This window comes from Paraliobacillus salinarum (assembly GCF_014083865.1).
Classification (GTDB): domain Bacteria; phylum Bacillota; class Bacilli; order Bacillales; family Amphibacillaceae; genus Paraliobacillus; species Paraliobacillus salinarum.
In genome coordinates, this window is record NZ_JACEFA010000011.1 from 65,711 (window position 1) to 81,427 (window position 15,717).

The 15,717-nt window shown below is 36.4% G+C and carries 14 protein-coding genes, 2 rRNA genes and 1 other annotated feature; all 16 genes read right to left on the reverse strand.

What is annotated here, in order from left to right; all coding sequences use genetic code 11:
* Positions 1-68: 68 nt before the first annotated feature.
* Positions 69-578, reverse strand: coding sequence for an NYN domain-containing protein (locus tag HP569_RS10890; protein WP_182201205.1), 510 nt, complete (start codon positions 576-578; stop codon positions 69-71).
* Positions 578-1,324 carry a 23S rRNA (guanosine(2251)-2'-O)-methyltransferase RlmB gene (rlmB, locus tag HP569_RS10895; protein WP_182201206.1) on the reverse strand — a complete coding sequence of 249 codons (747 nt, stop codon included), beginning with the start codon at positions 1,322-1,324 and terminating at the stop codon, positions 578-580. Before rlmB ends, HP569_RS10890 begins: the two co-directional genes overlap by 1 nt.
* A gap of 1 nt (position 1,325) precedes the next feature.
* Complete coding sequence (locus HP569_RS10900) at positions 1,326-1,727, reverse strand: Mini-ribonuclease 3 (protein ID WP_182201207.1); 402 nt, start codon at positions 1,725-1,727, stop codon at positions 1,326-1,328.
* A gap of 2 nt (positions 1,728-1,729) precedes the next feature.
* A complete protein-coding gene (cysS, locus tag HP569_RS10905) occupies positions 1,730-3,130 on the reverse strand; it encodes a cysteine--tRNA ligase (RefSeq protein WP_182201208.1) in 1,401 nt (466 codons plus the stop codon).
* Entirely contained in the window at positions 3,111-3,779 is a 669-nt protein-coding gene (gene cysE / locus HP569_RS10910) for a serine O-acetyltransferase (RefSeq protein WP_182201209.1), read from the reverse strand. The genes cysS and cysE overlap by 20 nt, the downstream gene beginning before the upstream one ends.
* A 190-nt stretch (positions 3,780-3,969) precedes the next feature.
* Positions 3,970-4,191 (reverse strand) — a binding site (T-box leader).
* Between the two features lie 14 nt (positions 4,192-4,205).
* Positions 4,206-5,669, reverse strand: coding sequence for a glutamate--tRNA ligase (gene gltX, locus HP569_RS10915; RefSeq protein ID WP_220464466.1), 1,464 nt, complete (start codon positions 5,667-5,669; stop codon positions 4,206-4,208).
* Positions 5,670-5,845: 176 nt separating this feature from the next.
* The gene (locus HP569_RS10920; RefSeq protein WP_182201210.1) at positions 5,846-6,955 is read right to left on the reverse strand and encodes a PIN/TRAM domain-containing protein; all 1,110 of its coding nucleotides are present in this window, start codon (positions 6,953-6,955) and stop codon (positions 5,846-5,848) included.
* A gap of 177 nt (positions 6,956-7,132) precedes the next feature.
* On the reverse strand, positions 7,133-8,500 hold the full coding sequence (gene radA, locus HP569_RS10925) for a DNA repair protein RadA (RefSeq protein WP_182201211.1): 1,368 nt from the start codon (positions 8,498-8,500) through the stop codon (positions 7,133-7,135).
* Positions 8,501-8,686: 186 nt separating this feature from the next.
* Positions 8,687-11,119: an ATP-dependent protease ATP-binding subunit ClpC gene (gene clpC, locus HP569_RS10930; protein ID WP_220464465.1), complete on the reverse strand. Its 2,433-nt coding sequence runs from the start codon at positions 11,117-11,119 to the stop codon at positions 8,687-8,689.
* Between the two features lie 17 nt (positions 11,120-11,136).
* On the reverse strand, positions 11,137-12,204 hold the full coding sequence (gene mcsB / locus HP569_RS10935) for a protein-arginine kinase McsB (RefSeq protein WP_182201212.1): 1,068 nt from the start codon (positions 12,202-12,204) through the stop codon (positions 11,137-11,139).
* A complete protein-coding gene (gene mcsA / locus HP569_RS10940; protein ID WP_182201213.1) occupies positions 12,204-12,749 on the reverse strand; it encodes a protein-arginine kinase activator protein McsA in 546 nt (181 codons plus the stop codon). The genes mcsB and mcsA overlap by 1 nt, the downstream gene beginning before the upstream one ends.
* A 70-nt stretch (positions 12,750-12,819) precedes the next feature.
* Entirely contained in the window at positions 12,820-13,281 is a 462-nt protein-coding gene (locus HP569_RS10945; protein ID WP_182201214.1) for a CtsR family transcriptional regulator, read from the reverse strand.
* Positions 13,282-13,385: 104 nt separating this feature from the next.
* On the reverse strand, positions 13,386-14,081 hold the full coding sequence (locus tag HP569_RS10950) for an MgtC/SapB family protein (RefSeq protein ID WP_182201215.1): 696 nt from the start codon (positions 14,079-14,081) through the stop codon (positions 13,386-13,388).
* 142 nt (positions 14,082-14,223) lie between these two features.
* The gene (locus HP569_RS10955) at positions 14,224-15,069 is read right to left on the reverse strand and encodes a DegV family protein (RefSeq protein ID WP_182201216.1); all 846 of its coding nucleotides are present in this window, start codon (positions 15,067-15,069) and stop codon (positions 14,224-14,226) included.
* 249 nt (positions 15,070-15,318) lie between these two features.
* A 5S ribosomal RNA gene (rrf, locus tag HP569_RS10960) occupies positions 15,319-15,434 on the reverse strand.
* A gap of 160 nt (positions 15,435-15,594) precedes the next feature.
* Positions 15,595-15,717, reverse strand: a 23S ribosomal RNA gene (locus HP569_RS10965); the annotation flags it as partial.

Here is a 15,717-nt window from a genome sequence, read left to right on the forward strand (position 1 = left end):
AGCTGTGGAAAGTGAAGATATAGAAATATTATACAGGAAGCGCTTCATTTGCGTCAACAGCAGCTTTTTTACTTTTGCCCTCTTCTCCATTGCTCGAATATTTGTAGTATATCTTGCTTTATAGGAATTTTAGTAGAAATTTGTCTTGATTTGTATGATTTAAGGTCTGCTTCAATTTCATGTTGAATATTTTCAATTTCTAAATATAGTTCTCGAGCTGACTTTCGATAAGCTCCCTGGGCAAAAACTGTTCGTTGTTCTTCATAATCAGATGTGGCAACATAAACTTTTGTTTTTACATTCTTTAACTCCTTGATTAAACGCTCGATACATTCATCTGCAGTTTCTTGTTCTTTTGTATAAATAACTTCTACCTTATGGTTATTATATTTCGTTTCTATCCCTTTTACTTCATAGGCATCAAAAACAACAATGACTCGATACCCTCTGTACGCTTGATATTCTGCCATTTTTTCAATCAACAAATTTCGAGCTTGTTCTAAATCAACATCTTTTAATTTTTTTAATTCTTGCCAATCTCCGATCATGTTATAGCCATCAACAAGCAGGACATCCATCACATTTCACCAATTGGGTTACGCTTTCTAAAAACTTCATACATCAGAATACTTGCTGCCACTGATGCATTTAAAGAGGAGACATTACCTGTCATTGCTAAGCTAACTGTCCAATCACATTTTTTTCGAACTAATCTACTCATGCCTTTTCCTTCATTCCCAATGACTAGGGCTAACGGCAATGTTCCCTCAAGCGAACGATAATCTTCTGTTGCTTCTGCCTCTGTACCAACAATCCACACATGACGTTCCTTTAATTCATCAATTGTTTGTGAAATATTTGTGACTCTTGCTACCGGGATGTATTCAATCGCTCCCGCTGATGTTTTTGCCACTGTCGCTGTCAATCCAACCGCTCTACGTTTAGGAATAATAACACCATGTGCTCCTACCGCATCAGCTGTTCTCAATATTGAACCCAGATTATGCGGATCTTCTATTTCATCCAGAATAATAAAGAAAGGTGCTTCTCCTTTTTGTTCAGCTTTCTCAAATAAATCCTCTATGGATGCATATGCATATGCAGCAACAGAAGCAGCAACACCTTGGTGATTTCCATCTACCATCTTGTCCAACTTTTGTTTTGGAACACGCGTCACTACAGTTCCATGTTCCTTAGCTAATCGTTCCAAGTTTTGACCAGCTGTATGGTTTAATTGGTCCGATACAAATAATTTATTTATCGATCGACCAGACTTCAATGCTTCTATAACTGGGTTCTTTCCTATAATCCACTCTTCCGACATGTCACTTTTCTCCCTTCTCAACAAATTCAATTGCTTCGTTAATCAATTCTTGCAGACGAACGACATTATCCGCTAAATAATGGAAACCTAGCAATGCCTCAAAAGCAGTGCTATAACGATATGTTTGTACATCTGTGTTTTTAGGCGTGGAGCCAGACTTCGCATTTCGACCACGTCGAACAATAGCCTGCTCGTCTTCGGTTAACATTTGTTGCTCAATCCAATAACGAATTACTTTTGCCTGTGATTTCGCAGAGACAAAATTGACCGCAGCATTGTGTAAATCGTTTAGCCTTTTTGAACCTGATGTCACTAGATGCTCACGAACATATAATTCGTATATGACATCCCCCATGTAGGCAAGCGCAAGACTCTTCATTTGCTTCACTTTTTGTTCTTCCATAATCAACCTCGCTTCCATCTCGGCCCTTGCGGTGTATCTTCCAAAATAATATTTTTATCTTTTAACTGGTCACGAATTTGATCGGCAAGTTGAAAATCTCTATCTTTTCTGGCTTGCTCACGCTGTTCAATTAATCGATCGATCTCCCCATCAACTAATTCTTGTGTTTCCTCTATTTGCAGCCCTAATATTTGCAACAGGCTCGCTAAAAGAGTTTGAAATGCTTCGATGACTTCTGTTGAAGTTTGCTTGCGTTGAATATATAAATTCGCTTCTTTTGTAATATCAAAGATAACTGCAATTGCGTTAGCAGTATTAAAATCATCATTCATTTCCGCTAAAAATTCTTGTTTGAATTGTTGAATTTTATTTAACCATTTTTCATTGTCTTCTGTTAAGTTAAGACTTGCTTTTTTCCTATGCGTTAAGTTTTGATAAGCATTCTTAATACGATCCAAGCCGTTTTTCGCATTTTCTAACAAAGCTTCATTGAAATTAATCGGGTTACGATAATGAACGCTTAAGATAAAGAAGCGAATCAATTGCGGATCAAATTTTCCAATCAGGTCATGAGCAAGAATAAAGTTTCCAAGCGACTTTGACATTTTTTCATTATCAATGGTTATATAACCATTATGCATCCAATAGTTTGCAAAGCTTTGATCATTACACGCTTCAGACTGAGCTATCTCGTTTTCGTGATGTGGAAAAGCAAGGTCCTGACCACCAGCGTGAATATCAATTGTTTCTCCTAAATACTGCTTTGCCATAGCTGAACATTCAATATGCCAGCCTGGCCTTCCTTTACCCCAAGGCGAATCCCATGCTATCTCTCCCGGTTTCGCTTCTTTCCATAGCGTAAAATCTAACGGATCTTGTTTTTTCTCTCCTATTTGTATTCTAGCACCTGAACGCAAATCATCAATCGATTGGTGTGATAACTTTCCATAATCATTAAAAGCACGCGTTTTGAAATATACATCTCCTGCAGATTCATAAGCATATCCTTTAGCAACTAAGGCATCAATAAAATTAATAATTTCATCCATTGAATCAGTAACTCTTGGATGATGGGTTGCCTCTTTTACTCCTAACGCCTTCACATCCGATTTATAAGCATGAATAAAACGTTCTGCAACCTCTTCTACTTCTTCTCCTAATTCATGCGCAACTTTAATAAGTTTATCGTCAACATCAGTAAAATTGAGCACGTAATCTACATGGTATCCGCTATATTCTAAATACCTACGTACAGTATCAAACACAATTGCAGGTCTAGTATTACCGATGTGTATATAGTTGTAAACGGTTGGTCCACAAACATACATACGAACTTTCCCTTCCTCGATTGGTTGAAACACTTCTTTTTTTCTAGTTAGGGTATTATATAGTTGAATTGTCATTTGGTTTCACTCCTTTTAGCTCTTTTATTTCCTTTCTTAATTGGTCTAGCTCTTCCGTAAATTCCTTTATTACTTCTGATACAGGATCTGGGAGCTTATGATGCTCAAAATCTTGAACTGTTCGCTCACCATTTTGTACAACTACTCTTCCCGGAATGCCAACTACAGTTGAACAATCTGGAACATCCTTTAATACAACAGATCCAGCACCTATTTTTGCACATTTCCCAACAGTGATAGATCCTAGCACCTTAGCACCGGTTGCAATCAACACATTATCTTTAATCGTCGGGTGCCTCTTTCCTTTTTCTTTTCCCGTCCCACCTAGTGTTACACCTTGAAAAATAGTTACATTGTCTCCTATTTCACACGTTTCTCCAATTACAACACCCATGCCGTGGTCAATGAAAAAACGACTACCAATCTGTGCACCTGGATGAATCTCTATTCCAGTTAAAAAACGGGTAATTTGTGATATCGCCCTAGCGATAAAGAAAAACTTCTTGCGATATAGTGCATGTGCAATTCGATGAGACCAGATCGCATGTAACCCTGAATAAGTCAGAAAAACTTCTACACGTGTACGTGCGGCGGGATCCTGTTCAAAAACAACATCCATATCTTCTTTTAATTGCTTCCAAAACCGCATGATTACACCCCCTATAACACACTTAAAGACGAAAAATGATATTCGTTGTCCGTTTTATTTTTTATCAATGCAGTATATGCAAATGACGCTAGTTATGACTTGATACACTTTAATTATAAGAGACGCTTAGTTATATAGTGCATCTTCTCGAATCAGATTGCATAAATAAAAGCGCCTCTATGTTCTACAACACAGAGACGCTTTAGCGCGGTCCCACTCTGTTTAGAAAATCAGTTTGATTCTCTCTACTCTTCACTATGATAACGGTTAGCAAGCCGCTTTTGTCTACTATTATTCAACAAAAGACTCTGAGGTGCATTTTCTAAACAGACACTTAAAATCACTTTCAGCCAAGGTGATTCTCTCTAAATAAGTCTCGATTGTTTATACTTTTCCTCTTCATCGTTTTTTGATTTTTTTATTTTTTTAAAACTGCTCTAACACATGCGTTAGCCTTGCAATAACAACTTCTTTACCTAATAGATCGATAGCATTTGGAAGTTCAGGTCCGTGAACCTGACCAGTCGTTGCTACTCGTATTGGCATAAACAGATTTTTCCCTTTTTGTTTTGTTTCTTTTTGTGTCGCTTTTATTTCCGCTTTAATTGCAGCAGGATCTAATTGATCAAGCGCCTCCAGCTTTTCTTTAAATACACGTAAAACTTCAGGAACTTGCTCTCCTTGCAGCACTTCTTTTTCCTCGCCTGTATAAGTTATTTCTTTTTGGAAAAAGAGTGAGGTTAATTCAACAATTTCCTGCCCATAACTTAATTGATCTTTGTATAAAGCAATTAGCTCAAGTGCCCACTCTTTCGTAGATGAGTCCATGTCTTCTGGCAATTTACCCGCTTCAATTAAATGCGGTAAAGTTAAGGCGATAACACTGTCCAGATCGGCAGCTTTGATATATTGATTATTCATCCATTTAAGCTTTTTAGGGTCAAAAATTGCTGCAGATGTTGATAGACGCTCCGAATCAAATATCTCAATTAATTTTTCCTGCGTAAATATCTCTTCCTCACCAACCGGAGACCAACCCAACAGTGCAATAAAGTTGAATAACGCTTCCGGTAAGTAGCCAAGATTTTTATACTGTTCAATAAATTGCAAAATATGTTCATCTCGTTTACTCAATTTCTTGCGCTCTTCATTAAGAATAAGTGTCATGTGACCATATTTAGGCGGCTCCCATCCAAACGCATCATAAATCATCATTTGCTTAGGTGTATTAGAAATATGTTCTTCACCACGTAACACATGAGAAATCTGCATTAAATGGTCATCAATTGCAACCGCAAAGTTATAAGTAGGAATACCGTTTTTCTTAACTATTACCCAGTCACCAAAATCGCTTGATTCAAAGGTAATATCTCCTCTTACAATGTCATTGAAGGTATAGGTATTTCCTTCAGGTACACGAAAACGAATACTAGCTTGTCTTCCTTCTGATTCAAACTGCGCAATTTGTTCGGCAGTCAAATCACGATGTGCACCAGAATATTTTGGAGGTTGATTGTTAGCGCGTTGTTGGTCGCGCTCTGCATCAAGCTCCTCTTCTGTCATGTAACATTTATAGGCCAATCCGCGTTCTAATAAATCATCTACATGTTTCTTGTATATGTCTAAGCGTTCCATTTGACGATAAGGACCATAGTCTCCGCCAATGTCAGCCCCTTCATCCCAGTTCAATCCTAACCATTTCAAATAACGAAGCTGGCTTTCTTCTCCACCGGCAACGTTACGTTTTTCATCTGTATCTTCCGTACGAATAATAAATTTACCACCTAAATGTTTTGCATATAAGTAGTTAAATAAAGCAGTTCTAGCGTTTCCAATATGTAAATGCCCAGTCGGACTTGGTGCATAGCGCACACGTACATTCTGTGTCATCTTTTGTTCCCCTTTCTGTCGATGCGTTCTTTCTTTATATTCTATCATTTTTTTTACTATTGTGCGCATCTTTCACTATTCTTACTCAGCAAACTCCATACGCAACTTGATTTATTCCTACCATAAGAAGAAGTGATAACAATGTTATCACTTCTTCTTTATCTGTTATACGCTTTTTACAATGCTTTTTCAAGTAATTTCGGTTTAGCAAAGATCATTCGACCAGCAGAAGTTTGTAACACACTTGTAATTAATACTTCGATTGTCTTACCGATGTAATTCTTACCTTCTTCCACAACAATCATTGTACCGTCATCTAGATAGGCAACACCCTGATTCTGTTCTTTACCATCCTTGATCACTTGTACAGTTAACTCTTCGCCAGGAAGTACTACTGGCTTCACAGCATTAGCTAAGTCATTTATATTCAACACTGGAACATTTTGAAACTCACAGACTTTGTTTAAGTTAAAGTCATTCGTTACAACAACCCCATCAATCACTTTCGCTAACTTAACTAATTTACTGTCTACTTCTTGGATATCTTCAAAATCACCATCATACATTTCCACATTAACAGGTAAATCTTTCTGCATTCGGTTAAGTACATCTAAACCTCGTCTACCTCTGTTACGTTTTAATGCATCAGACGAGTCAGCAATATGTTGAAGCTCTTCCAATACAAATTGAGGAATGAGCACGGTTCCTTCTAAGAAGCTCGTTTGACATATATCTGCAATTCTTCCATCAATAATAACACTAGTATCTAAGATTTTTGATTTAGGGAATTTCGATAATTCATTTGTCTCTGTACGATCAGCCTTTTTTTCCTTGTCTTTCCTAGCAATCGTCAACACACTTAAAAATTCATCTCTTCGCTTAAAACCAACTTGAAATCCTAAATAGCCTAATAAAATCATAATGAATAGCGGAACTACTTGTGATACCACAATAATTTGAATATCTTGAATTGGTTGATTAATAATATAAGCTATGACTAGACCGATAATTAAACCTAAACTACCAAAAAACAAATCAGTTACCGGGGCCTTTAACAATGTATCTTCTAACCATTTAACAAAATGAACAATATAATCAACTAACCAAAATGTTAATAAATATAATATAATAGCTCCTAATACCAAACCTACATACGGCGCAACATACACCGAACTCAACCAACTGTCTCTTGTAAAACTCATCAATTCAATAATAACTGGTATATATAAATACCCAGCGGTACCACCGGCAATAATAATAAATAATTGCACAACTTTTTTAAGCACCACAGTCACCTCCTAACACATAGTATCTCCAACTCATAATAAAAATAATCAATTTAATGCCAAAAGTTTTTTATAACTTAACATAACTTACATATAAAGTCAAACTATAAACAGTAAATTCTAACACACAAAAGAAGAAAAGTCAATTCATGATGAATATTCATTCGTTTTGTCGAGTTAATGGTCTAATGTTACTTGTAGCGCTTCTTGTACAGAGTTTACTCCAATAACTTCTATGGTGTCGGGAGCCGTCCATCCATCTAGGTTTCTTGCTGGTATAATAGCTCGTTTAAACCCTAATTTAGCCGCTTCTTGCACACGCTGATCAATCCTCGATACACGTCGTATTTCACCAGTTAAGCCAACCTCACCGATTAGTACATCATCTGGTTTTGAGACTTGATCTTTGAAACTAGAGGCAATGCTGACTGCAACAGCTAAATCAATAGCTGGTTCATCTAATTTCACACCGCCAGCGACCTTCACATAAGCATCTTGGTTCTGCATTAATAACCCCACGCGCTTCTCTAGTACTGCCATTAATAGTGGTACACGATTGTGATCAATTCCTGTCGCCATTCTTCGGGCTTGACCAAAGCTAGTTGGTGAAATTAATGATTGAATTTCAACTAAAACGGGTCGGGTACCTTCCATCGAAGCAACAACAGTGGAACCTGCTGCACCTTGTGACCGTTCTTCCAGGAAAATCTCTGAAGGATTTAACACTTCCCGCAAGCCTTCTTCCTTCATTTCAAAAATACCCATTTCATGTGTACTACCAAAACGATTTTTCACACTACGTAAGATACGAAAGGTGTGGTGGCGTTCGCCCTCGAAATATAAAACAGCATCTACCATATGTTCAAGTAATCTTGGACCTGCAATAGCACCCTCTTTTGTTACATGCCCAACAATAAAGATTGGAATGTGGTTTGTTTTAGCTATACGCATTAATTCACTTGTACATTCTCTGACTTGTGACACACTTCCAGGAGCGCTTGTTACTTCCTCTTTGAAAATAGTCTGAATAGAGTCTATCACAATAAAGCTCGGTTTCAATTGATCAACCTGATTAGCAATAAGATGCAAATTCGTTTCTGAAAGCACAAATAGATTATCAGAAGTGATGTCCAATCGGTCTGCTCGTAATTTGGTCTGTCTAGTCGATTCTTCTCCAGATATATATAGGACACGAATATTTTTTCTTGCCAACTGATCAGACACTTGTAATAAAAGTGTTGACTTCCCTATACCAGGATCACCACCAATTAAAACAAGAGAACCAGCTACGATTCCTCCACCTAATACACGATTTAATTCAGGCATTTCAGTAGTAACTCTCGCTTCATCTCTTGATTCTACCGCTGTAATACTTTCTGGTTTTGTTGAAGTAGCTTGCCCTAAGCCGGTATGCTTGGAGGATGACTTTGAAGCAACCTCTTCTACCAACGTATTCCAATTATTACAACTTGGACATTTCCCCATCCATTTTGGTGTTTCATATCCACACTCTTGGCAAACAAACTTTGTTTTTGTTTTAGCCATACTCAACCACCTTTTCCTACCCCTTCATTATATACGAAAAAACACACTAGTACGTTACATATAGATTAATAATTTGTGTAAAAAGAATGAAAGACGCAATACTTTATTATTATACTGTAATATAGAAAAATCGGAAGGAGGTCACCTTCCGATTTTTCCGAATGATTTACACCTTAATTCATTCCATTACTTGCTCAATACTGAGAATTCACCTTTATCATTTAGGCCAATATTAATTTTTTGACCTTTTTTGATTTCTTCTCTTAATAGCGCTTCAGATAATAGATCTTCTACATTCTTCTGGATCGATCTTCTTAATGGCCTTGCACCATATTCCGGATCAAAGCCTTCATTTGCAATCTTTTCAATTGCTTCATCAGATAATTCAAAGTCAATCTCCTGGTCTACTAAACGTTTTTGTAATTGCTCTATCATAAGTGTCACAATATCCTTCATATGTTTTCTCTCTAGTGAGTGGAAAACAATGATTTCATCTATTCGGTTTAAGAATTCTGGACGGAATGCCTTTTTCATTTCTTCTGTAACTTTTGACTTCATTCCTTTGTAATCAGCAACTTCATCATCTAATGTAAAACCAACGAATTTATTTTGCTGTAATTCGCTAGCACCGACATTAGAAGTCATTATTAGTACTGTGTTACGAAAATCAACCAGTCTACCTTTAGAATCAGTTAACCGACCATCTTCTAAAACCTGTAATAAAATATTGAACACTTCAGGATGTGCCTTTTCCACTTCATCTAATAATACAACGGAATAAGGTTTTCTTCGCACCTTTTCTGTCAATTGGCCACCCTCTTCATAACCAACATAACCTGGAGGTGAACCAACTAATCGAGAAGTAGTGTGCTTCTCCATATATTCAGACATATCAATTCGAATCATTGCGTCTTCATCACCAAACATGGACTCAGCTAATGCTCTTGCTAATTCTGTTTTACCTACACCAGTTGGACCTAAGAAAATGAACGATCCAATTGGACGCTTCGGATCTTTCAACCCTGCTCTTGCACGTCGAATAGCCTTAGATATTGCATCAACTGCCTCTTCCTGGCCAATTACTCGATCATGTAGGACTGATTCAAGGTTTAATAGACGTTGACTCTCATCCTTTGTTAAAGCGGAAACCGGAACTCCTGTCCAAGTAGAAACAATCGTTGCAATATCCTCAACGGTAACCTCTGAGCTTTCTTGCCCTTGTTCTTCTTTCCACTTTTCTTTCGTTGTTTCTAATTTTTCTCGTAAACGTTGTTCGTTATCACGTAATGATGCCGCTTTTTCAAACTCTTGACTTTGAACCGCAGCATCTTTTTCTTTTCTTACTTCCTCCAAGTTCTGTTCTAATTCTTTCAGATTTGGTGGAGCAGTATAAGAACGTAAACGCACACGCGAAGCAGCTTCATCAATTAAATCAATTGCTTTATCGGGAAGAAAACGATCAGTAATATACCGGTTAGATAGATTTGCAGCTGCATCGATTGCCTCATCAGTAATGGTTACGCGATGGTGTGCTTCATAGCGGTCGCGCAATCCTTTTAAAATTAAAATAGATTCTTCTAATGTTGGTTCATCAACTTGAATTGGTTGAAAGCGACGTTCCAACGCTGCATCTTTTTCAATATATTTACGATACTCATCTAATGTTGTTGCACCAATACATTGCAGTTCACCTCGAGCTAGGGATGGCTTTAGGATATTGGAAGCATCAATTGCTCCCTCCGCACCACCAGCTCCGATTAATGTGTGTAATTCATCAATAAATAGAATCACATTTCCTGCTTGGCGAATTTCTTCCATCACTTTCTTTAAACGGTCCTCAAATTCACCACGATATTTCGTTCCTGCTACAACAGTTCCCATATCTAAAGTCATTACACGTTTATCACGTAGCATCTCAGGAATCTCATTATTTACAATTTGCTGCGCAAGACCTTCTGCAACAGCAGTTTTACCAACACCAGGCTCACCAATTAACACTGGGTTATTTTTCGTGCGACGGCTAAGCACTTGAATCACACGCTCAATTTCTTTTTCACGACCAATAACAGGATCAACATTGCCCTCTTTAGCGATGGCTGTCAAATCTCGTGCCAATGAATCCAATGTCGGCGTATTAGCAGTTGTCGCTTGATTATTTCTATTCTGGCTTTTTCTTGTTGTCTCATTACTGCCCAAGAGTTGTAACACTTGCTGACGCGCTTTATTTAAACTTACACCAAGGTTATTTAACACTCTTGCTGCGACACCTTCTCCTTCGCGAATAAGACCTAACAAGATATGCTCTGTTCCAACATAAGAATGCCCTAACTTTCTTGCTTCGTCCATTGATAATTCAATAACTTTTTTAGCTCTTGGCGTATAATGAATCGTTTGCGAAACCTTCTGGCCTTTACCAATTAAATTTTCAACTTCTTTTTGAATCTTTTCTGTTTCTAAGCCAAGGCTTGTTAATGCTTTTGCTGCAATTCCTTCACCTTCGTTTACTAATCCTAATAATATATGCTCTGTTCCAATGTTATTATGCCCTAAGCGAACGGCTTCCTCTTGAGACAATGCCAATACTTTTTGAGCTCTTTCTGTAAATCGACCAAACATCATCGGAAATTCCTCCTAACTCATTCATTCTCTAATTTTAAACGTTCTCTTATTATAGAAGCTCTTCTAATATCTCTCTGATTTGCTGATAGTGTTTCTTTTGCATAATGTTGTAAAAATCCTGGTTGAGTTAAGATCATCAATTCATTTAAAATCGACTTAGATAAATGATTAATATATCCAACATCAATTCCTAAACGTAAATCAGATAGACATGTTGCAGCCTCTTTTGACTCAATAATCCTGCTATATTTTAATGTTCCATATGACCGAAAAATACGATTTTCTAACCTTAATTCTGATTGTTCAACTAGCAACTGTCTTGCAAATTGCTCTTGTTCAATTAACTTCTTCACAACACTTAGTAAGTTATCAATAATATCAGCCTCAGATCGACCTAGCGTTACTTGGTTGGAAATCTGAAATATATTACCAATTGCCTCACTACCCTCACCATATATTCCTCTTACCACTAATCCTAATTGATTAATCGCAGGAATCATCTTGTTCAGCTTTTGTGTTAAAGTTAATGCAGGAAGGTGCATCATAACAGATGCTCTCATGCCTGTACCAACGTTTGTTGGGCAGCTTGTCAGATAACCTCTGTGTTCATCATAGGCGTAATCTATTTTTTCCTCTAACCAATCATCAAATGCAAAAGCACTCTCTAATGCTTTTTCTAATTGTAAACCAGGAAAATACAATTGCATCCGAATATGATCTTCCTCATTAACCATCACGGAAACTTGTTCATTTTCAGAAATTAATACGCCACTGTTTTTCGACTTCTCAGCTAAATTTGGGCTAATTAAATGCTTTTCAACTAGTACTCTTTTTTGAATTGGCTTTAACTCTTCCATCGAAATATATTCTAAATCTTGATAGTCAGCAAATGACTGATGATGATAGTGTTCTTTTATTACATCTACAATCGGTGTGAGTTCATCTTCATTTGCTATAATAGGAAAAGTAAACTGTTCAAAGTTCCTTGCCAGCCTTATCCTTGTGCTTAATACAATATCATTATCTGGGCCTTCCTCTTTCATCCAAGGGCTAATCGCTTCATTTATGAATGGCTGTAAAGACATTACTTATCACCATCCTCATCTATCTTCGCCGTATTATTTTCTAGCTCTTTAATTTTGTCACGCATAACAGCAGCTTCTTCAAATTGTTCATTTTCAATTAGATCCTTTAATTTCCCCTTATACTCTTGCACTAATTGCTTCTTTTTTAAAAATGTTCCCTGACGATTTGGAATCTTACCATCATGAGTGATGTTCCCGCTGTGAACTCGTCTAAAAATTGGATTTAGGTATTCTTCAAATGCATCATAGCACGATGCACAGCCAAATTTTCCAATCTTAGTAAATTCTCTATAGGTCATTCCACATTTGGAGCATTGCAATGTCTCTTGTTGCTGTTTATTAAATGACTGACTTTTGGAAACGGTTGGTTCATAATGAAACAACCCAGCTAATAAATCATGTATAGAGTATGCCGGTTCATCATAATCGATATAACCTTTATCTTTTGCACAACGTTCACAAACATGGATTTCGTTCTTTTCGCCATTTATTATTTTTGTTAAATGCAAGGTTGCAGGCCGTTCATGGCATTCTTCACATTCCATCAGACATCCTCCCTTTAACAATTATTTACCGTAAAACGTGTGACGATAATTATTTATTGCGATTATTTCATCATTCGTATTTTAATGTCGTTAGCATAGCAGTCATTATTCGTGCTCTAATTTCATCTCGAATAGGGAGCTGAAAAGCAAGCGTATCACGGGTTAAGGCACTGATCATTATCTTTTCTTCACGCTTTGTAATTAATTCTTCTTCAAACATTCGCTCTAAAATATCGATAGATGCCTGTTGTGTTACTTTCGGTTGAATCATTTCAATAATATCATCAATTAATTTGGCTTTATCGTCATTAGTGATGCGAGTAATACGTATATACCCACCACCGCCACGTTTACTTTCAACGAGATAACCTCGCTCAACGGTAAAACGTGTATTTATGACATAATTAATTTGAGAGGGAACACACTCAAATTGATTTGCTATCTCACTTCGTTTTATTTCAATAATCTTTTGATGGTTGCCTTGTATTATTTGTTTTAAATATGCTTCAATGACATCAGAGATATTACGCATTTGCCTCCTCCTTCAATTGACTTTGACTAACTTTGACTATATCTATATTATACTATTCCTATTTTTTCATGCAAATATTATTCACGTAATTTAAAAAACATTTATTAGCTAGATTTAATTTGTTTCACAAAATCCATTTTTAACAGAGATTGATAAAGTTCCAACTTATCTAATTCCTTTCCTCCATCTAATTCAATCCAAACTACTCGATCGCCTTCCTTACCAAGATCAACCTCAAATTTACGTATTTGATTACGAAACTGTTCAAGTTCTATGAACAGTTCATTTAATTGACTAGTACCTTCTAGTACAATTAGAAAGTTAGTAGATGATTTATTCCATGAAAGCTTCTTTTCAATTTTATTTAAAAAGATTAAACTCAATAGAATTATTATCGTCGTAAGTATTGCCTCTTTATACATACCAATACCAACAACTAATCCTAGACCTGCTACTGCCCATATTGACGCGGCTGTTGTTAACCCCTTTACCGTCATTCCATTAACAATAATTGTTCCAGCACCTAAGAACCCAATTCCGCTAATAACATAAGAAGGGATTCGAGTTGGATCAAACCGTACTGTATCATCATAATCATCTAGATATTCTGTGAAACCATATATAGATAAGAGCATCATTAGACAGGCGCTAACACCTACCAATATATGTGTTCTAAAGCCTGCTGCATGTTGATTCACTTCTCGCTCAAAACCTATTAAACCCGATAATAATAATGCTATAACCATTCGCGCACTTATTGTTAAAAACTCTTGATCAAACCAACTGACTATACCAATCATAATTTCTGGCTATAAAAAGCCTAGCCCCTCCTTTATCTTAAACACTTAAATATATGCTTATCTTTACCCTGAAATGTTCTACATTCAACACCTTTTTTACATAAAAAAAGAACATCTAAGCAGATGATCTTTTTTCATTTATTTATTTTGATTTCAACCAAGCAACAGACATCGTACCAAAACCAGTATGCACGCCAGCAACTGGCACTAGCGTTTCCACTTTAAATTGAATGGATTGATGCATTTGCTCTAACTCGCTTTTCCATTTTTCCGCTTTTTCCTTCACGCCTGCGTGTAAGATACAGATTTCCTTGACTTTGTGTTCGGAAATTGCTTTTTCAACAACTTGAAAAATTCTGCGAGCCGCCTTCTTTTTACTTCTTATTTTTTCATGAACAATAACTTTACCATCATCAAATGTTAATATAAGATTTATTGAAAGCAAGTTTGCAAACACTGCTTGTGTCGTACTAACTCGACCGCTCTTTTTTAATTGCTCCAAATTCTCAGGTAATAAATACATCTCTGTTTGATTTGGATAGGTTCTCAATATCTGAACCATTTCTTCATATGATTTCCCCTGTTCTTGAAGCTCAATTCCGTTTGATATCATCTTTCCTAAAGCATATGAACCTATTTTAGAATCGATCACTTCTACAGGGAAACCAGCCATTTCACTCGCGCTAATAGAACTTTGATATGTTCCTGTTAAGGCACTAGATGCATGGATAGCAATCCCACAGTCATATTCTGTTTTTAACTTTTCGTATAAGGTAACAAACTCACCAAAATTAGGTTGACTAGTTTTAGCACCTTCACCATGCAATTTCAGCAATTCATAAACTTCTTCTTTTGTAATATCAATATCTTCTCTATAAGAAATGTCGTTTATGTTTACTATCATTGGTAATACATGGATGTTATGTTGTTTAATAAATTCTTGAGATAATCCGCACGTACTATCTGTTATCCAAGCTATTTTTTTCATTCTAATCTCCTTTAGTCTAAGCGTATTGTTTTTGTTATACTTAAGATACCACGAAAATACCTTAAAAAACAGTTAAAGATGAGATATAATAATGGTTTTTTATTTCCTAAACCTTAATGTATATTATAAACTTTTTCTTTTGCTTTTTGTAAGTCTATTATTTAAATATCGATAAACTATACTTTTTAGTTTATCGATATTTAAATAAAACAAAAAACCTTTGAAGCAGATTCAAAGGTTTTTTTCATTGCCTAGCGACGTCCTACTCTCACAGGGGCAAGGCCCCAACTACCATCGGCGCTGAAGAGCTTAACTACTGTGTTCGGCATGGGAACAGGTGTGACCTCTTCGCTATTGTCACCAGACATTTGTTTGTTTATTCATAATTTCAAGGACAAGGTATATTATATTAACTTTTATTAAGAAAAGCAAGTGTTTTTTTAATATTTTTTTATAATGTACCTTTTGTTTAAAGGATGTACCTTCAAAACTAGATAAGACAGACAAGTATTCATATTTTTAAATATAGTTAAGTCCTCGATCGATTAGTATTCGTCAGCTGCACGTGTCACCACGCTTCCACCTCGAACCTATCTACCTCATCGTCTCTGAGGGATCTTACTCTAAAAGATGGGAAGTCTCATCTTG